The 26,006-nt window shown below is 62.7% G+C and carries 4 protein-coding genes; all 4 read left to right on the plus strand.

Going from position 1 to position 26,006, the window contains the following annotated elements:
- The first annotated feature begins 37 nt into the window (after nt 1–37).
- From JIN84_RS01455 to JIN84_RS01470, 4 genes are read left to right on the plus strand one after another with little or no spacing between them, the layout of a single operon-like run.
- On the plus strand, nt 38–10,666 hold the full coding sequence (locus JIN84_RS01455; RefSeq protein ID WP_200349242.1) for a choice-of-anchor D domain-containing protein: 10,629 nt from the start codon (nt 38–40) through the stop codon (nt 10,664–10,666).
- Between the two features lie 39 nt (nt 10,667–10,705).
- Entirely contained in the window at nt 10,706–14,251 is a 3,546-nt protein-coding gene (locus JIN84_RS23180) for a hypothetical protein (protein WP_267908136.1), read from the plus strand.
- Nucleotides 14,248–15,225 (plus strand): peptidylprolyl isomerase, encoded by a 978-nt coding sequence (locus JIN84_RS01465; protein ID WP_200349243.1) that lies wholly within the window; start codon nt 14,248–14,250, stop codon nt 15,223–15,225. The genes JIN84_RS23180 and JIN84_RS01465 overlap by 4 nt, the downstream gene beginning before the upstream one ends.
- 41 nt (nt 15,226–15,266) lie before the next feature.
- Nucleotides 15,267–25,979, plus strand: a complete 10,713-nt coding sequence (locus tag JIN84_RS01470) for a hypothetical protein (protein WP_200349244.1) — start codon at nt 15,267–15,269, stop codon at nt 25,977–25,979.
- The last annotated feature ends 27 nt before the right edge of the window (nt 25,980–26,006 follow it).

Raw genomic sequence — 26,006 nt, forward strand, 5'->3', positions numbered from 1 at the left:
ACCCAACTGAACCTTTCCCATGACTTTCCCAACCGCGATGAAACATCATTCTTTGCTCCAGCTCCTGAAAGGCTTCGCCGCCGCCTGCATCCTCGCCGCATCGACGGGTGCCGCCGTTGCTGCCGCGCCCGAGATCGTTGTGGAGCAACCGGCCGGTACGAACGTTTCCGATGGTGGCTCCGTGAACTACGGCTCCATCGATCTGGGAACCAACAAACCGCTGACGTTCACGATCAAGAACACCGGTGATGCCGACCTCACCGGTCTCGCCGTAACGAAAAGCGGAGCGAACCAGTCGGATTTCGCCATTTCAGGCACTCCCACCTCGCCGCTGACCGGACCATCCGGCACCACGACGTTCACGGTGACCTTCAACCCCACCGCCAAGGGAGCGCGGACCGCCGAGATCCAGATCGCCAACAACGATGCGGACGAAGGCCCGTTCAACATCACCCTCAACGGCACCGCCCTTGCACCGGAAATCGTCGTCGAACAATCCGGTACCGGAATCAACGACGGCGGCTCGAAGGCGTTCGGCAATTCTCCGGTCGGAACTCCGGTGGACCTTTCGTTCACCATCAAGAACACCGGTGACGCGGACCTTACCGGACTGGCCCTTTACGTGGACGGGACGAATTCCGGCGACTTCACCGTGACCGCGGCACCGACCGCTCCCGTGAGCGGACCGTCCGGAAGCACCAATTTCACAGTCAGGTTCACGCCGTCCGGAATCGGCAACCGCTCGGCGGTGCTCCACATTCCGAGCAATGACTCGGATGAGGACTCATTTGAAATCAACCTTTCCGGCACCGGACAGGCCGCGGAGATCGTCGTGCTCGGCCGCGGTGCCTCGAACATCGCGGATGCGGGGTCCCAGGCCTTCTCCCAAACCATGGTTGGTGGCTTCGACAAGATCACCTTCACCATCCAGAACTCCGGCAACCTCGACCTCACCGGACTCACCGTGACGAAGGACGGGGCGAACCCGGGGGATTTCGTCATCGCGTCCAACCCGACGGCCCCCGTCGCGGCTTCCGCAGTGACGACGTTCGACGTCCTGTTCCAGCCGACCGCGGCGGGAGCGAGGACCGCCACGCTCCACATCGCGAGCAACGATCCGGATGAAAACCCTTTCGACATCACGCTGACCGGCACCGGCGCGGCTCCGCCGAGCGGTTCGGACAGCTTCGGTTACAAGCTGGCTTCCACCCCGGTGAACGCGTTCAGCCTGAAAACCAGCGATCCGGACGTGGTGACGGCGGGCAGCCTTTCCGGCGACGACTACTACCAGTCCGTGAACATCGGTTTCACCTTCTTCCTTTATGACAAGGCCTACACCTCCCTCGCCGCGTCGACGAACGGCCTCCTGACATTCGGCAGCGAGTCCGCCGCCTACAGCCCGCACACCATTCCCAACAGCTCGGCCCCGAACAATTACGTCGCTCCGTTCTGGACTGACTTGGTGAAGGGCGCCGGCAGCAACATCCTCTACGCGACACGCGGCTCCGCGCCGAACAGGACCTTCATCATCGACTATCAGGACATGGAGGAGTATGCGAACAGCGCGGCCCGTGTTTCCTTCCAGGTCATCCTTTACGAAGGCAGCAACTCGATCGAAATCCAGTATAAGAAGTTCACGGGCTTCACCACCGGCCGCAACGTCACCGTCGGTATCGAGAACTTCGCCGGAAGCGATGGTATCCAATACACGGCCCAGACCGCGCGTCCGATTCCTCCCGGTGGCGCCCCCACCGCCATCATTTTCACCCGTCCCGTCATCGTGGATGTGGTGAGCAAGTTCACCCGCCCGGATGGTTCGCTGCAGGACGTTGGCACGCTCTCCAGCGGTTTGAATCCGGAAATCGGAGTCTATAAGGAGCCGTATGGCGCTTCGAGACGCTATGAGGCGCCGGAATTCATCTATCTGGACAAGGACTTCGCCGTATTGCCCGCCGCAGGGGAGGTGACCGATGCGAACCCCGCATGGTACCGCCTGGTGAACGATGGCTACGCCCTCGACGGGCAGGTGGTGCAGGGGGCGCAGAAATTCTTCGCGACCACCCTGTCCCATGACGTCACCATCATCTGGCGCTGGCGTTTGGAATACGCGGCGGTCGTCGAGTCCGGGAAACCCAATGGCGGATCGGTCAACGGCGGAGGCCGCTTCTGGTACAAACCCGGTGACCAGTTCACGGCCATCATCGACAATCCTCTGGACGGCTTGTCCGAGTCGGCGGGCATGCGCCTGATCGTGCAGGGTTACTCGCTTTTCGACAAGACGGGCGCGCAGATGGGCGTGGAGATTCCGGTCACGGCAGGTGCGTTCGTATCTTCGAATCCGCTCAGCATGTCGGCTCCGGTCCGCCTGAAATGGCGCTGGGCCGGACAGGTCCGCTACCGTCTGGACGCGAGATCCAGCGGCGTGACTTCCAATTTGTTGAACTCCCAGTCCTTCCTCCGTGTCTACAAGCCCGACCGGACCACCGTGGACGCCACCTATTATGGAAATGGTGCGGACATGCCGGTGTGGGTGAATGTCGGCAGCAAGGTGGAGGCTGGAGCGTTCTACCGGAGCTTGGACCGCCGTTGGACGCTGACGGATTTCGCGGCGCCTCCGGGAGCGGACCTCGCACCGATCGGCAGTTCCGTCGCAACGCTCGCGGACAGCACCGCGGTATTGCCCTCGGGTGGGGGAGCCGCCCAGATTTCCCGTATTTTCACCGTGCAGGTTGCGATGGCGCCCACGGACATCCATTGGCTTTATGGCCCTACCGTCTTCCGCGCGGAGGTTCCCCTTGGCAAGAGCTTCGATCCCAAGAGCCCGGACATCCAACTGGTTCCGGATCTTGCCACGGGCGGGGTGCTGAAGGTGCTTGATGGCGGACCGAATCTCTCGATCGACGCCAAGATCAACGCGCCGGAAGGCAGCACGATGAACGGCGCGGCGCTCCGCTGGGATCCTCTTGCGAAGGAGCTTTTCCCGGTGCAGCCCGGCAGCTACCGCCTGAATTGGGCGGACGCCAGCGGTTCGGCCGAGACCTATACCGTCGAGATTGTCACGACATTCCCTGGTGACAGCGCCCCCCTTGTTTTCCCCCGTGAGGACGAGGATGGCAGGCGCCAGGGCGTCGCGCCGAACTATGTGGTCAGCACGCCTCCTCTTGAACTGGTCTCCAGCGATTTCCCCGCTGCCCCGGCCGCACACTACCGGCATCTGTATGATCCGCTTCCAACCCGTCGTCCTCCCACGAAGCTGGACATCAGTGCCACCGACGAATGGGCTTTCCAGGAAATGCCATACGCCGAAAAAGGCATGTCCGCCACCGTCGCAACCACCGTGCCCGGCGTGCCTTACTCGACAAGCGGCACAGGCCGCAGCGTGGTGCTCTTCAGCTATCGCGCGAATATCGACGAAGTCGCGGACGGGGATCTGGCAAAGGAAAACCTCGCCGTGCGCGTCGTGCAATCCACCCCGGTGGGCGTCATCACCCGCAACGACCAGAAACTGGTGCTCGGCCGCCATGCGCTCCAGCTGGGCAGCGGCTCGGCCCCCGGAGGCGTCTACGGCATCGTGCAGAACGGCAGCTCTCCCGCCACCACCAGCATCAATCCTGGTGACAAGTTTGTCGTGGACTTCTGGCTGAACGCCAAGGGTCTCAAGACATCCACTCCAATCACGCTGGCGAACTGCGTCACCGTCAGCGGATCCACCGCAGTGACCTGTGCCACCACCGCGAACGTCCAGGCCGGCATGGGTATCAACGGCACGAACATTCCCGCCGGCACGAAGATCGCCTCCGTTACGAACGGCACCACGCTGCAGCTCAGCACCCCGGCCACCGCGAACGGCACCGCTCTTTCCTTGTCCGCGACGAACAAGCCCGTCACGGTCGTCAGCACGGGCGGCGGCGGACTCAAGGTCACCCTTGATCCCGAGGGAGCCACCGTCACGGCGGACTACCGCGGTGTGAAGGTGACCCATCCGCTGCCAAAGGCGGGAGTCTCCTGGAAGCACTACGTGATCCACGTTTTCACCAACAGCTTCTTCGGTGTGGATGTCGCGATGGTGGATTTCTACCTCGACGGCCTCCGTCAGGAAAAAGGTTTTGTCACCGGTTGGTTGCCTACCGCCGTGACCTCCACGGTTGGCAGCGGACTGACGGCGAACTCGCTGAGATTCGGCGTGGACGCCACCGCAAGCCAGGGCCTGTTGCTGGACAATTTCCGTATTTTCAATCTCGGAACGGATCCGGAAGGTTACCTGAACGCCGGAGAACTCCGCCGTTTGCGGACCGAGCGGGACATGACCGTCGTCGGGAAGCGCCTGCGGAACGTGGGTCCGCTCGTTTCGTTCCACTTCGAGGACACTCCGTTGGCCGGACGCTTCTCCAACCAGGGATCGCTGCCGAACATCGCCGTCGGAACGGTGGCGGGCAGCACGCCGTATGCTGGAAAATGGGCGGACACCGATCTTCAGGAAGTCGCCACCAAATTGGAGAGCACGTTGGACAACGCGGCCTTCAGCGGCAGCGGCTACGTCTTGAACCCGGTGTCCAACTACAATGTGGACCTTTATAACCGCGCTGCGGAAATCGGCACCTGGGGGCCGGTCTTCCCGATCAACGACAAGCAGCTCTTCACCGAGGTCACGAAGAAGCTGGAGGTCGCCTATTACGAAAATCCCTATCTCACCGACCGCAAGTCGAACCCGAACGTCTCCTGGCCGTACATCGCGACGGAATACAAGGATGTCACCTTCCCGGCGCTCGGACCGAACAAGGACAAGGCCATCTATATCGCCAGCCGCATCGGTTCGGAAGGGGTGGACCAGAAGGGATTCACCCAGCCGGTCTTCGATCTCGCCGATTATGCGGATCTGAAAATCTATCAACAGCCTGACAGGACGCTCGCCGGTTACAACCCGAACGAGGAACACGCGCTCGTGGCTCCTGCGAACCGTGCGGCCCTGAAGGTCAAGAACCTTGGCGAGGACGTGCCGAACAATCCGCCGCTCGCCGCCTTCGCGCTCCAGCGTGACATCAACACCGCCACCACCATCTACACTTCGGATCCATGGGTGCTGGTCCAGGTGAACAACCTCGCCACGGGCGAGCCCGAGATGGCGGCCTATCAGGTGTTCAAGACCCGGACCGGGGCAACCGCCTTCCCTCGTCCGAGCACGGCCGTGGTGAATACGGCCGGTTCCGGCCTCGCCTACGAGGCGGCTTCCGTCCCCGAGGATGGTTTCCTCACCATGGATCCGGCGAAGTCTTTGAACTTCAGCTACCAGTTCGACTATCCGGTGTTCGCGGGCGACCTGCTCATCCCGCCATACCCGCTCAACATCGTCATCGGGAACGTCCCGATGCGCGACGCCCGCGGGAACAGCCTCCAGGTGAACGGTGTCAACCAGCGCACGCTCTGGCGTGACGTGAACAGCAACGCCTGGGTGGTCTCAGGCGGCGGCCAGTTCTTCCACCAGTTCTTCTACCCCTTCCGGTCCGACTTCTATCTCGCCGGTGCCACGGCGGGTGTTCCTGTCGCATGGCTGCCGGACGACGGCAGGACCTATACCGGCACGGGAACATCCCTCAATCCGGTGAAGGTCAACTACACCTCCTACTGGCGGAAGGATTATCCGAAGCTCAAGCGGGGCGAGACGCTCACCTACCAAGGTGGCGAATACTTCAATGAAACTCCCGGATCGAACGGATTGCCGGCGCTTGTCGCCATGGCCTCCGCTGAGGTGATCTATGACAGCTCCACACCGAGCATGGTATACGGCCCGACCGCGACGAACAGCCATGACCTGAGCAAGGCATCCGCCCGCATCATCCGTCCGCTGGACCGCCGGGAAAACCCGTTCACCGTCGCGCAGATGGGTGGTGCCGGCTTCACACCCGCCGCCACGGCCAAGGTGTTCATCGTCGCGGAGCGCTGGTATTTCAAGGAACTGCCCGGCTCCCTGCAGAAGCGCTTCTACTTCGACTCTCTCGCCGCGAAACTCGTTTTCCGCGGTCGTCTGAACGACAAGGAAAGCGGCGATTCCAATCTCACCGCCGGTCCCGACCCGCTCAACATTCTCGAGCCGAACGTCCTCACCAAGGACGATTACACCCGTCTCCGCGCGCTCTCCAGCGACAGTGCCTGGAGAACGGCCATCGATAACATCTACCTGAAGGTTCAGAATCCGGAGGATATTTCCAGTGGCAACACGAACGCCTCTGCGGCGGCCAAAAACCTGCAGGGCGTGAAACCCAAGCCGTCCAATTACCCGAACGAACTAGGCAAGTTCTGGATCAAGAACGGCAGCACCTACACCGAGACAACCTCGCCGACACCGACGATGGTTCCGCTCGACAGCTTCGGCGTCGGCTCCGCGCTCGTTCCCAGCCCGACCCTGCTGACCCAGAACCCGAACGGTTCGATCTACATCACCATCGCGGAAAACAACCGCACCGAACTTGTCGGCGCGCCGATCAGCCTGCACATCATCGAGATCATTCCGGACCGTTATCGCGGCGCGATCAAGGTCATCGAGGGTTCGGACGCGTTCAGTGAGAAGGTCACCCTCCAGCACAACGGTGAGTTCGGCGCGAACACCGCCGACCTTTACTACGAGTGGTGGATCAGAGACGCCGCCCCGCTCGACGTGGTGGCGCAGGAGGTGCTTGCGAACGGCACGCTCACCCAGACATCCGCCAGCGGCCAGTCGCTGTGGCAGGAATACATCCCTACCGACCGCGCTTCGGAGACCTCTCTCGATGGCAAGCACCTCGGACTGAACTCCGTCGTCTTCGAAGGCAGGCCGGACGTGGTGCTGGCGGACAAGCTGGTGCTCATGCGCTACCGCCACAGGAGCGAGAGCAACTGGAAACTCGTGCCCTTCGAATTTGCGAACGCCTCCGTGGCATGGAAACCCGGCAGCGTCCTTCCTGTCACGGCCGCTCCGTTCCAATGGGCGGGTGCCGCGAACTCCCCGCAGCTCCAGGCCGACGGCAGCAAGCGCTACATCCCGCAACTCGTCATGGGGTGGGTGAAGCGCGTGCTCGACCGCATCAATCCCTATGAGGCCCGCTACGCGGACTTCTTCAGCAATGAAAGTCCGGCGACCTACAGCAGCCAGATCCAGATCGCCGGGGCTCCATACGCCGGAAACGTGGCGCTGAACCCGAGCAAGAACGTCATCGAGAACACCGGCCTCATCGAGCTCTACCGCACGGTCCTGGAGCGCGCCAAGGAACTGTCGATCGACAATTCCAGCAATGGAAACACGACCGACGGCATCAATCAGGCGCTGCTGCTCGCCGCCACCCGCCTCTCGGTGCTTTACGAATTGTTGGGCAATGAAGCCTACAGCGACGCCCAGGATTCCACCATCAACTCGGGTGAGGACGCCGCGCTGTCCAGTGTCGCTTCCTTCACCCATGCCTTCCAAAACATGGAGTCGGATCTCCAGCACGAGGAACTTTCCCTCCTGCGGGGAACCGATTTCGGCAAGAGCTACCCGATTTACAACCGCATGTTCTGGAACTACGCCAAGGGTCTGGGCGAAGCGGCCTACAACGTGAATTACAACATTTACGACGTGAACACGGACGGCTTCATCAACGAGGACGACGCCCGCAAGCTCTACCCGCAGGGTCACGGCGACGCATGGGGACATTACGTTTCCGCGCTCGACATGCACTACACGCTGCTGCAGCACTCCGGCTTCAGCTGGAAGACCCGCTCCGAGCTCTATTCGCTCATGCAGAACGTGCTCGAGGTGGATTTCCTCGACGAAAAGACCTTCGCCCGTCTCGGTGCCGAACGCGCCCGCGCCGGCCGCGACATCGTGCGTAACACCTACCGCCTGAACTACACCCAGAACCCCGACGGACAGTGGCAGGGCTACACCGATGGTGCCGATCCCGCCCGTGCCTGGGGTGTTTCCGAGTGGGCACATCGCGCCGGCCAGGCCAGCCATTTCGACTGGGTTGTCGCGAACGCTCTTCTTCCTGAGGACGCCGGTGCCGCCACTCCGGTCACCAATCCTGAAAACCTCGACCGCATCGAGCGTTCGGGAGCCATTGATGAGATCGGGGCCATCGCGGGCGGACTGCATGAGATCCAGGTCGCCATGGACGAAGCGAACAGCGGGGTGAATCCGCTGGGCCTCGATTCCGACGCCTTCGCCTTCGACATCGAGCTCCAGTTCTACAACAACGCGTCCGGCGGCGACCGCCGTTCGCAGTTCGAGCAGATCTACACCCGTGCCCTGGACGCGAGCGCCAACGCGCTCACCACCCTCGACATGGCCACCCAGTCCGGCAACAAGCTGCGCTCTCTCGCGGATGACACCGACGGGCTCATCCAGGAGGCGATGGCGCAGGACCTGGATTTCCGGAACCGCCTGATCGAGATCTTCGGTCGTCCGTATGACGGCACCATCGGCGTCGGCAAGGCCTATCCGGAAGGTTATCTCGGCCCGGACACCCTGCTCTACGCCTATCTCGACAAGACAAAGATCTCCGAAATCGTTCCGGAGCGCGCGTCCTCCGACAAGAAGGTCGTGACTTTTGACACGATCTACAAGGAAGCGACCGGCATCATGAACAAGAAGTCCATGGTCGATCTCTACAAGGGTGCCTGGGATGGAAGTCCGGGAACGAAACGCACGACCGCGTTTGAGACCCTCATCGGAAACAACAACTATCGTTTCGAGAACAAGACCTTCACCGCGCCTTACACGACCGCTTCGAAATATGCGTTCCAGTCCCTTCCCGGATGGGGCACGCGGACCAGCTATGGTCGGGTTCAGGCATCGTTGCAGGACATGCTCGCCGATGAGATCGAGCTGGACAGCGCCATTTCCGACTACATCGCCTACCTGCGGGAGTTGGAGAACAAGCTCCACCGCATCGACAGCCAGCTGGCCATCTTCCAGGAGAAAAACGACAACCACGACGAGATCGCGAAGCTTCGCAAGAAGTTGAGCGACACGGTGATCGGACTGGAGACGGCGTTCGGCATCGTATCCAGGGTCGCCGGATTCCTTTCGGCTGCCATGGAGGCGGGCAAGGAAGCCATTCCCGAGGTTGTCGGATTTTCGTTCGACGCGACTTCGGTCCCGAGAGGTGTTTTGAAATCCATCTGGGGTATTACCAAAGTTGTTGAAGGGATCGCCGACACGGTGAAGGAACTGAGCGTGGCGATCGTCACCCGCGATGCGGAAGCCAACGAATACAAGATCGACCTGCGCAACGAGCAGCTCGACCAGGTGGCCGAGCTGGAAGGCATGATCGAGGAATTCCAGAGCCTCGCCGGTGCCGAGCAGTCGCAACGCAACGCCATCGGTGCCGCGATCCAGAACATGGAGGTGCACCGCCAGGAATACATCACCGCACAGGCCGAGGGCTTCCGCCTTCTGCGCGAGCGCGAGGCATTCAACAAGATCCTCGCCGCCAAGGTGCAGAAGAACCGTTATCAGGACATGATCTTCCGCCTGTCCCGCAACGAGGCGATGAGCAAGTATCAAAGCTCGTTCGACGCCGCCGCGCGCTACGCATGGCTCGCCGCACGTGCCTATGACTATGAGACCAGCCTCGACCCCGGCCATCCTGCCGCACCGGGCTCGTTGCTCGACAAGATCGTGAAGGAGCGCCAGCTCGGCGCATGGGCGGATGGCGTGCCACAGATCGGACACGGCGGCCTTGCCGAAATCCTCGCCCAGCTCAAGGGCAACTTCAACGTGCTCAAGGGCCAGCTCGGCATCAGCAACCCGCAGGAGGCGAACGAGAAGATCTCCCTCCGCAGCGAGCTGTTCCGCATCAACACCATGGATTCGGAGTTGTCCGCGGCACAGGAACTGAAGGCGAACATCGCCGCCCTGAACATCCCCGAGTCCCAGCTCACCATGGACCAGCGCCTGCTGCTCGCCACCCTGGATGATGAGGAGAACCAGGCTGCCCTTGCCCAAGGCCCCGCCAGTGACGACCGCTGGAAGGACGCGCTCAAGGCGCGCATCGTGCCGGACCTGAACACCATGCCCGAGTTCGTACGCCATTGCCGCCCCTTCGCGACAGGCGTCCAACCGGGCCTCGTGATCCGCTTCAGCACCACCATCGAGACAGGGAAGAACCTCTTCGGGCTGCCGCTCATCGCCGGAGACCACAGCTACAGCACGGCGAACTTCGCCACGAAGATCCAGGCGCTCGGCGTCTGGCTGGACAACTACAACGCGGCGGGGCTGTCCATCTCCCCACGCGCCTACCTTGTCCCGCTCGGCACGGATTACCTGCGGAACTCGACCGCAAGCCAGCCGATCACGCGTGCCTGGAACATCGTGGAACAGCGCATTCCGACGCCTTATCTGATCAACGCGGGCAACATCTCGTCGCCGAATTACATTCCGACCCTCAACGGTGTGGACGGATCGTTCAGCGATCTCCGCCGCCATGGAGACTTCCGGATGTATCACGACAATGGTGATCCGGAGGCGGACGACAGCGAGCTCATCATGGACTCGCGCCTCATCAGCCGCTCGGTCTGGAACTCGCAATGGATGCTCGTCATCCCGGGTGCCGGTCTGGATGCCAACCCGGAAGCCGGTCTCCAGAAGCTCACGGACAACATTTCCGACATCAAACTCTACTTCCTGACCTACTCCCATCAAGGGCAGTAATCCCACCGAGGCCAAAAACCATCCAACCATCCCAACACGATGAAAAACACCTTTGCCCTCATCTTTGCCGTGATCCTCGCCGCCCTCGGCGTGCTCGGTCAGGCGGTTCATGCCCAAGGCTTCACCGAATCCGACATCGTCTTCTACGGCGAAGTCCGGAAATCCGGCGGTGGCCAGACGGTCTTGCTCCAGAGCGGTCACCTGAAGCTCACCTTCGTCAACCAGAGCAATCCGGCCAACCGGGTGACCTTGGAAACGGAACTGCGGCCGACCGGCAGCGGCGCGACCAAGCCATGGTCCTACTCCCTGAAGGTGCCTCTGGCGTACCTGCCGGAGGCCCCGCGCATCGGGCAGTTCCTGGCGGTCGGAAACTCATCCACGAATTTCAAGATCCAGGAAATCACCATCGACGGCGTGCCTGCGACATTGCCGGACGGCAGCAAGGAATTCTACGGCCTCAGTTTCGCCAGCCGCTCCGGCGACTACCGGCTCGACCTGCTCGTCTCCGGAAACAGCACCGACAGCGATGGCGACGGTCTGCCGGACTGGTGGGAGAAACTCTTCGGTCTGGATCCCAACCTCGCGGATGCGAACGGTGACTTCGACAACGACGGTTGGAGCAACCTCCAGGAATTCCTCCGTGGCAGCAATCCCGCCCTCAGCAACCGCAATCCGCAGCTCGTCACTTCGGAAATCCTGGTGCCGGAATCCGGCGAGGCCGGGATTTATCCACAGGTGCTGGACTCCGATACCGCGGACTCCGGCATCCACCTGACTTTTGCGGACTCCGGCAATGGCTTCGAGATCAAATATGACGGCGAGCCGCTTGAAGAGGGCGAGGCTTTCCCGCTCACCGATTTCCGTTCGGGCCGGCTGACGATCTCCCATGCGGACCGGTCGGTGCGCGGCGTATCCCTGCCGGTCAGTTGGAACGACGGTGGAGAAGCATTTTCCGGTGCCGTCCAGGTCCGCGTCGTGTCTCCGACCACGCGTGATGGCAGCGACGCATCGCTCTGGCTCGATGGTTACGACCTGCCGGCCGGCGGCGCGGCGGTCAGCACCTGGACCGACCGTTCCGGCAACGGCCGCAACGCGACACAGCCGTTGCCGGCCTATCAGCCGAAGGTCACGGACCACGCGGCGGATTTCTCGAAGGTGGCCGCGTCCCACCTTTTCTTCCAGGATTCATCCCTGCCTGGCGGGGATCATACGGTGCTGGCATCCTATTCGGCCGCCGCCTCTTCGGCAGCTCCGCAAACCCTGCTCTCCACCAACCGTGGTTACCTCCAGCTCGCCGCCACCGCACAGGCGGTTTCCTACCCGGGGGCTCCCACCTATCAGGTGGATGGGACCGCGCTTCTCGGCTACGAGAACGCCACCGGCAAGCCCACCACCTCGATTTTCCGCCGTCAGAACTCCCTGCTGCAAAACATGCTCGGACTGTCCTACGACGGTGAGAACCGCGTCACCGCGACGATCGATCCGGTCCTGCCGACGCTTGGTGCCCGGCGTTCCGCGCTTCCGAGCGGCTCCGGCTCTCCGGTGGATCAGGTTTTCTCCGGGAGAATCCAGGAACTGCTGGTTTTCCCGAACGCCCTGCCCGAGCAGAAGCTGCGCGGCGTGAACGACTACCTCCAGTCCAAATGGAGCGGCGCGGTGATCTGGGACTTCAGCACCAACCTCAAGGACATCACCTTGGCCTCGGGACCCGGCACCGAATCACGCATCGTGCGCGGCGGCTTCGGCAAGGACAAGCTTTCGGGTGGCGCGGGCAACGACGTCCTGTCCGGCGGGGCGGGGGATGACCTGCTCACCGGCGGACCCGGCGCGGACCGTTTCGTCTTCGGTGGGGTGGATCTCGGTCGTGACCAGATCACCGACTTCGATTCCGCAAACGACATTCTCGACCTGTCGGCACCCTTCTGGGGTGTCACCGGCGACGCCCGCAACCACATCACCGTGCGTCTTGATGTGAACTACGGCGGGGAGATTCCCACGCTGGACAGCACGCTCATCGTCAGCCGTCCGGATGGCAGCAAACAGGAAATCGTCCTGCAGAACGTGGTGCTCGGCGCGACCGAGCTCATCCGGCTCATCGCCGAAGGCCACATCCGCATGGGCAGCCTGAATATCCCGACGACCGTCCAGGTTTCGCTCGCGCCGGGTTCCGGCACCGCGCCGCTCGGAGAGTCGGTCTCGCAATCGTTCACGGTGAATCTCACCCGCAGCGGCGCCGGAGTGAGTGCCGCGCTGGACGTGCCGCTCGGTCTCATCCAGGGTTCGAACCGCAAATTCGTGGTTGACGGCGCTTCCTCCAACGACGGACCCCGCTCCGTGGTGAGCTTCGCACGTGGTGAGACCACCAAGACCGTGACCGTCCACCCGGTGCCCGATCTGGAAACCAACGGTGTTTCCGATCTTGAGGTGGCCGTGCTGCCACAGTTCAAATACACCGTCGGCGGTGGTTCTGTCGCGCGGACCGTCACGGACAACCCGCTGGTCTGGTTGGAAATCACCCAGGCGAATGCCGTCGCGGGCATTTCCCAGCCCGCCCGCATCGTCGTACGCCGCAATGGCGGCACGACCTCGGCACTGACGGTCAACTACCGTCTCGGTGGCACGGCTGTCAGCGGAACCCACTTCACGATTCCTGATACCACGACGGTGACGATCCCCGCGGGTGTGGCCAGCAAGGAAATCCAGATCTCCGCGCTTGCCTCCGGACTCACCGCGGGGCCGAAGGCCCTGCTCGTCCGCCTCGCTTCGAAGGACCGTTATCTGCTGGGCGACCCGCACGAGGCGGTCATCTACGTGGGCAACACCGCATCCGAGACAAACGGCGCAGGCTTCGACCGCTGGCTCGCGACCATCAGCCGGGGCAGCATGACCTGCCGCGCGGACCTCGAACGTCTCGCTCCTGACCGTGTCGCGGATTACCTGAAGGCGTATGCTTACGGCCTCAAGTCGGTGGATGACGCGGACAAGGCGAACATCGCCCTGCGCGTCGTGAACGGACGCCCCGAGCTGACCGCTGCCGGCCAGTTCAACGGAGCGGACCTGAAATGGGATGTGGAGGCATCCGACAGTCTCGGCGGCTTCTCCGATGCCACCAGCACCTTCGTCCGGAACGCTGATCCGAACGGCCTCAAGCTCCTTGGCCCGCCGATACAGCAATCGGGACGCAGCCGCTTCTATCGTCTCAGCATGAAGACCGAGCCAGGCCAGCTCGCCAGCAGCAGCATTTCCCAAACCACGGGCAGCTCGCAATACGGCATGAGCGGCAACGCGAACTGGAATGCGGATGCAGGCACCGGCGCGCTCGTAAGCAGCGGCGGCAATTCCGGCGAAACCAACCGCATCATCTCCAATGTGACCGGTCCTGTCTCGCTCGACTTTGAAATGGAGATCCTTGGCGGAAATCGGAACGATTCGCTCGTGTTTTACATCGATGGCGTGAGACAGTCCGAAACCGACAGCGATGCCGTGAAAATCAGGAAAAACCTGACGACCGCCGGCAAGCACCTGCTGATGTGGGAATTCACACGGGGAACGGGCAAGGCCGTGATCCGGAATCTGGCGAAATGACGAGACAAGTCCTCAGACCCATGGCCATGGCGATGCGCGGGATCACCCCGTGCCGGGTCGGTCCATGCCAACCGGGGGCGCTGGCGGCATTTGTTCTTCTCGCGCTGCTGCCTTCGTGCGGCCGGGAGGAAAGCGCGCGATCCGGACCCGCTCCCTCCAAGCCGGATCCCAAGTCCCTTTTCAGCGTCGGTTCGATCTCTGTCCTCCAGTCTGACCTCGATCTTCACCTGAAGGAAAAACACCCCGGCCGGACGGGGGATGATTCCCGCAAGCAGGCTCTTGCCGAGCTCGCCACCCGTGCCCAGCTCGCGCAGGCGGCCTTGGATGCCGGTCTCCAGGATGATCCCGTGGTCCGCTCGGAAATCGCCCGGGTGCTCGGAAGCCGGTTGAAGGAAATCCAGCTTTCTCCCGAACTCAAGACCGCCGCCGCGACACCGTCGGAATCCCGCCTCCGCGAGATCTACACGGCGAACGAATCCCGTTTCCGCTCGAACGAAAAGCGTCAGGTCGCCGTTCTTTGGCTGAATCCGAACGGCAATCCCGAACGCGAAAAGCAGTATGTGGAAAAACTCACCGCCGCGCGGCAGTGGTATGCGGAAAACAGCGAGTTGAAATCGCACCCGGACCAGGGTTTCTCGGTGCTGAGCGTCGATTACTCCGAGCATCAGGCCAGCCGCTACAAGGGCGGCGTCGTCGGTTGGTTGGAAAGCGGCGGGACCATGGATCCATGGTCCAAGGCCGTTGCGGAGATCGCCTTCGAGCTGCCGGCCGCCGGCGGGGTGAGCGAGGTCATCCACAGACCCGAAGGCGTTTTCCTCGTCCGCGTCATGGCCGGGCAACCCGCCGTCCTGCGGAGTTTCGAGTCCGTCGCCGACGAACTCGCCCGCAACGAACAACAACGGCTCCGGCAGGAGGCCGAAACCAAATTTCAAGACACCATTTCCGAGAAATATCCCGTCCACGGACTCAACTGATCCATCCGCCCCTCATCCCTTTACCGTAACATTCACCCTTCATGAAACCATCCCGCAAACTGCTTTCATCCGTCATCTTCTTCTCCATGGGCACGCATCTGGTGCTGGCTGGCACGGCGGACATCACCATCAGCAACGTCGCGGATGTTGATATCTCCGCCGTCTCGCCATTCATTGATGCGACGAACAATGGCGGAACTTCCAATCTGAACGCCTCCACGCTTACCGGAGCTCTTGGCACGGCGGATGTCGTGGTGAGCACGGTCACCGCGGCTGGTACCGGCCCGTTGGGCGGACAGATTTCGGTGGTGGACTCGATCACTTGGGCGTCCGGCAGCGACCTGACCCTCGGGGCAGACGGCGCGATCGCCATCGGGGCCACCATCACCAACATCGGCGGTGGCGATCTCACCCTGAACGCCGGTCAGAATGTCTCCTTTGATGCCGACGTCATCCTTGCCGGCGGGAGCAGCCAGCTCGCGGTGGTTTCCACCGGAGTCACCCAAGCGGCGATCCGCAAGCTCGAGATCGATGGTTTGGCGGATTTCGACGCCGGATCGGGTTCCATCACCCTGACATCGGACAACAAATTCGGCAGCCTCCAGTTGGACGGCGGCGCGGTGACGGTGAATGAGGTGGACGCCACGGTGTTGCAGGGCGCGGGGACGACGACACTCACGCTGACATCCACAGGCAGCATCACGGATCTTTCCGGTGCCTCGGTCCAGGTCTCCGGCCTCGCCACCCTGAACGCGGGGGCGAATGCCATCACCCTCGGTGACAATGCGGGCGACGTGACGAACTTCGGCAGCCTCAACCTCACCGGCTCCGCGATCACGATCACCGAAGACAGCAGCTCGGTGCTTGCCGGAGTCTCGGCCACCTCGCTGAGCCTGACATCCGCCGACGCGATCACCGACACCGGCAACATCAGCGTGGTGAACAACGCCACGTTTGTTTCCAATGGCTCGGGCATCACGCTCGGCGACAGCGGGGAAACCACGAACTTCGGCACCCTGACGGTCTCCGGTGGAAACATCAGTGTCAGCGAGGACAGCAATACGGACCTTGTCGGTGCGAATGGCGGCACCAGCGTGGTCCTCACGTCCAGCGGTCACATTTCCGATGTGGGAGCCACCAGCATGACGGTCACCGGTCTGGGCAGCTTCACCGGCACCTCGCTCGATCTGGGCAGCACTGGCACCTTCAACACCGGAACCCTGAGCTTCAACTCCGCGGGAACGGTGACCATCTCCGAGGACAGCGGGATCGACCTTGTCGGTGCGAACACCGGCGGCACGACGACCCTCTCGGCGGTTGGCGCGATTTCCGACGCCGGAGCCGCCAGCGTGGATACCGGAGTCCTCACACTCACCGGAACCGCTATCACGCTCGGCAGCGGGGGAACCTTCAACGCCCTGACCACGAACTTCAACTCCGCGGGTGCGGTCAACATCGCCGAGGACAGCAACACGGATCTCGTCGGCACGAACACCGCGGGCAGCGCGTCCATTTCCTCCACCGGATCCCTGACGGATGCGGCGGGCGGAAGTGTCACCGTCACCGGACTGGGCAGTTTCAGCGGCACGAGCATCACTCTTGGCAACGGCACCTTCAACACCGGGTCATTGAACTTCAATTCCACCGGCGCGGTGAACATCGCCGAGGATTCCGCCACGGTGCTGACCGGAACGAACACCGCGGGCAGCCTCCTCCTGACCTCCGCCGCCGGGATCACCGATCAGGCGGGCACGACATTGGGCGTGACCGGCGCGGCGAACATCAGCGCGGGCGGGGCGAATTCGATCGTGCTCGACGACACCGCCTTCAATGTCGGCGGAAACACCACCCTCACCGCGGGTGCCGGACAGGACATCATCGTCAGCAACGCGGGCAACGTTTTCAACGGCACCGTGACCTTCGTCGCCTCCAGCGGCACGCTGGCGAATGTCAATGTCCAGGACACCACCTCCTTCGACCTCCAGTCCCTGACGGTGACCAGCAACCTCACCGCCATTTCCGGCGGCGCCCTCACGGACAGCGGAAATCTTTCGGTTGCCGGTGTGGCGACCTTGGGCGGAGCCACGATCACGATCGGCGGGGCGGGGGAGACGACGAATTTCGGCTCGCTCAATTTCAATTCCTCCGGAACGGTCACGATCCAGGAAGACTCTGCGACGCTCCTCACCGGCACCAGCACCGGCCAGAGCCTCGCCCTGACCTCCACCGCCGGAATCACCAACAACGGTTCGGCGAATGTCACGATCACCGGCAACGCGAGCTTCACCGGCACCAGCGTCACGCTGGGCACCACGCCGGGCGACAGCATGAACTTCGGTTCGCTGACCTTCAACTCGACCGGAGCGGTCACGATTTCCGAAGACTCGTCGACGCTCCTCAGCGGCACGAGCACCGGACAGAGTCTCGTGCTGAACTCCGCCCTGGGAATCACCAATGACGGCACGGCGAACCTCGCCATCACCAACAACGCGAATCTCACCGGCACCAGCATCACGCTCGGGACGACAGCGGGGGATTCGGTGAACTTCGGATCCCTGACCTTCAACTCCGGAGGAGCGGTGACGATTTCCGAAAACTCCTCCACGCTGCTCACCGGGACCAGCACGGCGCTTTCGCTCGAGCTGACATCCATCAATGAAATCACCAACAACGGCACGGCGGAACTCTCCGTGACCGACAATGCCAGCCTCACCGGCACCGCGATCACGCTGGGCACGACGGCGGGGGACTTGGTGAACTTCGGCTCGCTGACCTTCAACGCGACCGGAGCGGTGGCGATTTCAGAAGATTCCTCCACCCATCTCACCGGCACGAGCACCGGCCAGAGCCTCGCACTGACCTCGACCGCGGGGATCACCAGCAGCACCAGTGCGAATGTCACGGTGACGGACAATGCGAACCTCGCGGGCGCCAGCATCACGCTTGGCACGACCGCCGGGGAGGTGTTCAACTTCGGTTCGCTGACCTTCAATTCGGCGGGAGCGGTGACCGTTTTCGAGGACTCGTCCACCTTGCTCACCGGTGCGAACACCGGCCTGAGCCTGGTGCTCAACTCCATCGCGGACATCACCAACAGCGCCAGTGCGAGCCTCAATGTGACGAACAACGCGAATCTGACCGGCACGAACATCACGCTCGGCACGGCCGCGGGCGATGTGATCAATTTCGGTTCGCTCACGTTCAATTCCACCGGGTCGGTGACGATCTCCGAGGATTCCTCGACGCTGCTCAGCGGTGCCGGCAACGGTTCATCGCTGGTGCTGACCTCCGCCGCCGGCATCACCAACGACGGCACAGCGAATCTCGCGATCACGAACAACGCGAACCTCACCGGCACCAGCATCACCTTGGGCACGACGGCGGGCGACTCGGTGAACTTCGGCTCGCTGACCTTCAACTCCGGTGGTGCGGTGGTGATTTCCGAAGATTCATCGACCCTGCTTACCGGCACGAGCACGGGACTGTCGCTCGAACTAACATCGGCCGGTGACATCACGAACACCGGAACCGCCAATCTCACGGTGACGAACAACGCGAACCTCACCGGCACCAGCATCACGTTGGGAACCACGGCAGGGGACTCGGTGAATTTCGGCTCCCTCACCTTCAATTCCACCGGCGCTGTCACGATCAGCGAGGATTCCTCCACTTCGCTCACGGGCACAAGCACCGGTTCGAGCCTCACCCTGACCTCCGCTTCGGACATCACCAATACCGGCTCGGCGAATCTCGCCATCACCGGAAACGCGAATTTCACGGGTACCTCGATCACACTTGGCACGACATCGGGTGATTCGATGAACTTCGATTCGCTGACCTTCAACTCAACCGGTGCTGTCACGATCAGCGAGGACTCGTCCACCCATCTGACCGGCGCGAACACGGGTTCCAGCCTTGTCCTGACCTCGGCGGACGGGATCACCAATGCCGCCGCCGCCAGCCTGGCGATCACGGGCAACGCGAACCTGAGCGGCACCAGCATCACTCTGGGCACTTCGGCGGGGGATTCGGTGAACTTCGGTTCGCTGACCTTCAATTCGACAGGCGCGGTGACGATCTCGGAAGATTCCTCCACCCTCCTCACCGGCACCAGCACCGGCTCAAGTCTCGCGCTGACCTCCACCGCCGACATCACGAACAACGGCGCGGCCAGTCTTTCCATCACCAACAACGCGAGCCTCACCGGCACCAGCATCACGCTCGGAACGGCGGCGGGCGACACGATGAACTTCGGCTCGCTGACCTTCAACGCCACCGGCGCGGTGATCATCTCGGAGGATTCCTCCACGCTGCTGAGCGGAGCGAGCACGGGTTCCAGCCTGGTGTTGAGTTCCACCGCGGGCATCACCAATGACGGCACCGCGAACCTTGCCATCACCAACAACGCGAGCCTCAGCGGCACCAGCATCACGCTGGGAACCACCGGTGGGGATTCCGTCAACTTCGGTTCGCTGACCTTCAACTCGGCGGGCGCGGTGACGATCTCGGAAGATTCCTCCACCCTGCTCACAGGCACGAGCACCGCGGCAAGCTTCGCTCTCACCTCCACCGCCGGGATCACCAACAACGCCACCGCGAATCTCACGGTGACGAACAACGCCAGCCTCACCGGCACGACCATCGAACTGGGCACCACCGCGGGCGACGTGATCAACTTCGGCTCGCTGACCTTCAACGCCACGGGAGCGGTGACGGTTTCCGAAGATTCGTCCACCTTGTTGAGCGGCACCAGCACCGGCCTGAGCCTCGTGCTGAATTCCCTCGCCGCGATCACCAACGATGCTTCCGCAAACGTCGCGATCACGAACAACGCCAACCTCTCCGGCACCAGCATCACCTTGGGAACCACGGCGGGTGATTCGTTCAACTTCGGCTCGCTGACCTTCAATTCGGCTGGCGCGGTGACGATTTCGGAAGACTCGTCCACGCTTCTCACCGGCACGAGCACCGGTTCCAGCCTCGTGCTGACCTCGACCTCGGACATCACGAACAACGGCACTGCCAATCTGACCGTCACCAACAATGCGAATCTGAGCGGCACCAGCATCACCTTGGGCACCAGCGCCGGTGATTCGGTGAACTTCGGTTCGCTGACCTTCAACTCGGCGGGAACGGTGACGGTTCAAGAGGATTCCTCGACACTTCTCACCGGCACCAGCACGGGCTCGACCCTGACGCTGACCTCCACGGGCGCCATCACCAATGATGCCACGGCGACCCTGACGGTCACCAACAACGGGAACCTCACCGGCACCAGCATCACGCTTGGCACGACGGCGGGCGATTCGGTGAACTTCGGATCCCTGACCTTCAACTCGGCAGGTGCGGTGATCATTTCCGAAGACTCCTCCTCCCTGTTGAGCGGCACGAGCACCGGTGCCAGCCTCGTGCTGACCTCCACCGGTGCCATCACCAACGATGCTTCCGCGAATCTCACGATCACGAACAACGCCAGCTTCACCGGCACCAGCATCACGCTCGGCACGACGGCGGGAGACTCGGTGAACTTCGGCTCGCTGACCTTCAACTCGACCGGGGCGGTGACGATTTCCGAAGACTCGTCCACACTGCTGAGCGGAGCCAGCACCGGTTCCACGCTCGCGCTCACCTCCGCGGCCGGCATCACCAACAACGCTTCCGCGAACGTAGCGATCACGAACAACGCGAGCTTCACCGGCACCAGCATCACGCTGGGAACCACGGCGGGCGACTCGATGAACTTCGGTTCGCTGACCTTCAACTCGGCGGGCGCGGTGATCGTTTCCGAAGATTCCTCCACCTTGTTGAGCGGCACCAGCACCGGTCAGAGCCTCGCCCTGACCTCCACCGCCGGGATCACCAACGACACCACGACGAACCTGACCGTCGCGAACAACGCGAACCTCGCCGGCACCAGCATCACCCTGGGCACCAGCGCGGGTGATTCGATCAACTTCGGTTCGCTGACCTTCAACTCGGCGGGTGCGGTGACCATTTCGGAAGATTCCTCGACGCTGCTCACGGGTGGCAGCACCGGTTCCAGCCTCGTCCTGACCTCCTCGGCGGGCATCACCAACGATGCCACCGCGAATCTCGCCATCGCGGGCAACGCCAGCCTCACCGGTACCAGCATCACCCTGGGCACCACCGCCGGCGATGCGGTGAACTTCGGTTCGCTGACCTTCAACTCGGCGGGCGCGGTGACGATCTCAGAAGATTCGTCCACGCTCCTCACCGGCACGAGCACGGGTGCGAGCCTCACGCTGACATCGGCCGCGGACATCACCAACAACGCGACGGCGAACATCACCATCACGAACAATGCGAACCTCGCGGGCACCAGCATCACGCTTGGCACGACGGCGGGAGACTCGTTCAATGCCGGTTCGCTGACCTTCAATGCGGGCGGGGCGGTGACGATCTCCGAAGATTCCGCCACCTTGCTGACCGGCACCAGCACCGGCTCCAGCCTCACGCTGACCTCCACCGGTGACATCACCAACGACGCCTCGACAAACCTCACCGTCACCAACAATGCCAACCTCACCGGAGCGAACATCACGCTCGGCACGGTCGCGGGAGATTCGGTCAACTTCGGCAGCCTGACCTTCAACTCGGCGGGCGCGGTGACCATTGCGGAAAATTCCGCCACCTCGCTCACCGGCACCAGCACCGCCGCCAGCCTGACCCTGTCATCCACAGGAGCCGTGACGGATGCGTCGAACCTCACCGTTTCCGGTCTGGCCACCATCAGCGGCACATCGATCCAGCTTGGCGGCGCGGGCCAGACCACGAACTTCGGATCTCTCAATGTGAACTCCGCCGGAACGGTGGCCATCCAGGAGGACTCTGACACGAGCTTCGTCGGTGCCAGCACCGCCAGCGTGATGACGCTCACCTCCACAGGCACCAGCACCTTCACCGCGGGATCCACCCTGACCGCGACGACGCTCGACGTGCAGACATCGTCGGTCGTTCTCACAGGCAACAACCTGGTTGACACCATCCAGGTGAAACTCGCGAACGCCACCACGCTTACCCTGAACGGATCCGACACCATCGGCACGCTCGTCAGCACGGGCGGCACCATCGCCGGGACCGGCACGCTCACGGCGACCGGCGGCGCATCGCTCAACGGCGGCACGGTTTCCGGAAATCTCCTCGGAGACACAACCAGCACCGGATCGGTGCTCGTTTCCGGCACCATCGGCGGCGGCTTCCTGCACGTGGACACCGGCACCCTGACACTCACCGGCACCTCGACCAACACTCCTGTGACCATCGCTTCCGGTGCCGCATTGTTGGACTCCAACGGCGGTCTCTTCTCTGCGGCCGTCGTTACGAACGCGGGCCTGCTCACCGTGAATTCCGCCGATTCCGTCTCCACCTACACCCAGAATGGCACGGGTACCCTCGCGGGAACCGCCGCGCTCACCGCAACGGGTGGTGCGACGCTCAACGGCGGCACTGTTTCCGGCCAGCTTCTGGGCAACACCACCAGCACCGGAACCGTCCTGGTGTCCGGTTCGATCGGTGGCGGATCGCTTGCCGTCACGGCCGGCACGCTGACCCTCACCGGCACCTCGACGAACACTCCGGTGAACATTTCGTCGGGCGCTTCCCTGGTGGATTCCAACGGCGGTCTTTCCGCGCTTGCTGAAATCACCAACGCCGGGCAACTCCTGTTGAACCTCGACGACACTGTCAAAACCTACGTGCAGAACGGCAGCGGCGTCCTCGCAGGCACCGGCAGCCTGACCGCGACCGATGGTGCGACACTCAACGGCGGAGAAATCTCCGGTCACCTGCTGGGTAATACAACCAGCACCGGCACGGTCCTCGTTTCCGGCTCGATCGGCGGAGGTTCTCTTGCCGTCACGGCTGGCACGCTGACCCTCACCGGCATCTCGACGAACACCCCCGTGAACATTTCCGCAGGTGCCTCATTGCTGGATTCCAACGGCGGACTCTTCGCCAGCGCCCTGGTCACGAACGCGGGCCTGCTCACGGTGAACTCCGCCGACACCGTTTCCACCTATACGCAGAACGGCGGTGGAACCCTGGCGGGCAGCGCCGCCCTCACCGCGACAGGTGGTGCCACACTCAACGGAGGCACCGTTTCCGGCCAGCTTCTCGGCAACACCACCAGCACCGGCAACGTACTTGTTTCCGGCTCCATCGGTGATGGTTCGCTCTCGGTGACCGGAGGCGTTCTGATCCTCAGCGGCACCTCGACCAATACACCGGTTTCGATTTCTTCCGGTGCTTCCTTGCTGGATTCCAACGGCGGCCTCTTCGCCTCCGCCACCGTCACGAACGCGGGCCTGCTCCTCGTGGATGCCGACGACACCGTTTCCACCTACACCCAGAACCTCGGCGAACTCTCCGGTATCGCGACATTGACAGCGACAAACGGTGCGACCCTCAACGGAGGCTCGGTCTCGGGAAATCTGTTGGGGAATACGACCACCACCGGAACCGTGGTCGTCACCGGCACCATCGGCGGCGGTTCTCTTGCCGTGACCGGCGGCGTCCTGAGCCTCTTCGGATCATCCACAAACACCCCGGTGGACATTTCCGCAGGCGCTTCGCTCGTGGATGTCAATGGAGGTCTCTCCTCCGCGGCGGTTGTGACAAACGCGGGCCTGCTCACGGTGGATTCCGCGGATGCCGTTTCCACCTACACCCAGAATGGCAGCGGTGTCCTCACAGGAACCGCCGCACTCACCGCGACCAACGGTGCGACCCTCAATGGCGGCACGGTCTCCGGCCAGCTCCTCGGAAGCACCACCAGCACCGGCACGGTTCTGGTTTCCGGTTCCATCGGCGGCGGCTCGCTTGCCATCACCGCCGGCACGCTGACCCTCACCGGAACCTCGACGAACACTCCGGTGAACATCTCCGCAGGTGCCTCCTTGTTGGACGCCGCGGGAGGCCTTTCCTCCGTGGCCGAGATCACCAACGACGGCCAGCTCTGGCTGAATCTCGACGATACGGTGAAAACCTACGCGCAGAACGGCAATGGCGAGCTTTCCGGCACCGGCAGCCTGACCGCCACGGATGGTGCGACACTTGGCGGAGGCAGGATTTCCGGCCATCTGCTCGCAGACACCACCAGCACCGGGGACGTCCTGGTCTCGGGCACCATCGGCGGAGGTTTCCTCCATGTGGACAGCGGAACCCTCACACTCACCGGCACGGTCAATTCACCGACCCTCATCAACACCCCCGGCACGCTGAAGGGAACCGGAGTGATCAATGGAAACCTCAGAAACTTCGGCACGCTGGCCGTGGACTCGATGGGGGACAAGCTGACCATCACCGGCGATCTCTACACCCGCGGCACAATCGCCCTCGCCCTGAATGACAAGAACGACTTCGAGCAGATCAGCGCCGATCATGCGAATCTCGGTGGCGACCTTGTCCTCACCAACGACGGATCGGGTCTTGCGAATGGGGAGATGGCGCAGCTCATCGATGCCAATACCTATTCGAATGGCGTGTCCGGTTTCACCACCATCGGTTTTGACAACGGCGTGCTCTTCAACGACCGCACCGGCATCGCGATCGGTATGGCCGGCGGCACACAAAACGCCGCCAAATACCTGAACCTGTCCAAGAACCAGACCGCCACCTATCTCGCGCTGTATGACGATGCTGTGGCTCCGGGGCAGAAAAACGTCGTGCTCGTGGACAATCCGTCCGGCTCGGGCAAGCTCGTCAAGTTCATCAGCGGCCCGACCAACGGGGATGCCCAGCTGGCCACCGCGCTGTATCAGTCGACGTTCTCCAATCCGGGCACGATCGATGCGAACACGATGAACCTGCTTTCTCCGGAAGTGCACCGCGGAATGGCGGACTACACCGAGCAATCGTTGCGCAACCACGTGCGTGAGGTGGAGAGCGCCGCCACCGTCGCCCGCGTCGGCAAGACCCAGGTGTTCGCCACCGTCCACAACACTTCGGACGGTACCGACGCCACCGAGTCGAACGCCGCCTACGACATCGAGATGACCGGAGCCACCGCCGGTGTGCGTCACGACGTGGACAAGAATTTCCAGGTCGGCGGCCTCTTCGGCCTGGACACTGGAAACATCGAGGGCCAGCTCATCGACACCGACGCCAAGGGCCTCGTCATCGGCGGCTTCGGCAGCTACCGCTTCAACGATCCGAACCAGACGAAGATCACCGCCGTCGCCGCCTACGGCAGCTACGACTATGATGCCACCCGTGACAGCTTCGAAGGGGACGCGAGGGCCGACGGCATCGGCGCGGACTCGATCGAACTCTCGCTGGGCGTCAGCACCGTGTTGTATCAGAAGGATGGCTTCCGCCTGGCTCCGAGCGCGACCCTCACCTACATCGGTGGCAGCGTGGACAGCTTCGAGGAAAGCGGCCCGGGTGTTCCGCTCTCGGTGGATTCGCAGGACATCGACAGCGTGCTCCTCGATGTCGGCTTTGACATCAGCTACCAGCTCGCGGAGCGCTTCTCGGTTGGAGGCCGGGTCGGCTACGTTGGAAACCTTTCGGACACCGACTATGAGGTCGGCTCGACCTTCGCCGCGTCTGGCGCGGACGGCGTGCCATTCTCGGTGAGCGCTCCGGGTGTCGACAGCGAGGGCGCGACCCTCGGTCTCGGACTGTTCTACGACGTCACCGACAATGCCCGCGTCGGCATCACCTATCGTGGTGAATTCCGTTCGGACTCGCAGTCGTCGCAAACCTTCGGCATCGGCGCCTCCTACGGCTTCTGATCCAATGATCCCATAGGGAGATCCGGT

Origin of the sequence: Luteolibacter yonseiensis, from assembly GCF_016595465.1 — a bacterium.
In the GTDB taxonomy this organism is placed as follows: Bacteria; Verrucomicrobiota; Verrucomicrobiia; order Verrucomicrobiales; family Akkermansiaceae; genus Luteolibacter; species Luteolibacter yonseiensis.

Excerpts from the sequence above, each read along its gene's own strand:
- JIN84_RS23180 (WP_267908136.1), top strand. The coding sequence starts at position 10,706 with ATGAAAAACACCTTTGCCCTCATCTTTGCCGTGATCCTCGCCGCCCTC.
- JIN84_RS01455 (WP_200349242.1), top strand. The coding sequence starts at position 38 with ATGAAACATCATTCTTTGCTCCAGCTCCTGAAAGGCTTCGCCGCCGCC.
- JIN84_RS01470 (WP_200349244.1), top strand. The coding sequence starts at position 15,267 with ATGAAACCATCCCGCAAACTGCTTTCATCCGTCATCTTCTTCTCCATG.
- JIN84_RS01465 (WP_200349243.1), top strand. The coding sequence starts at position 14,248 with ATGACGAGACAAGTCCTCAGACCCATGGCCATGGCGATGCGCGGGATC.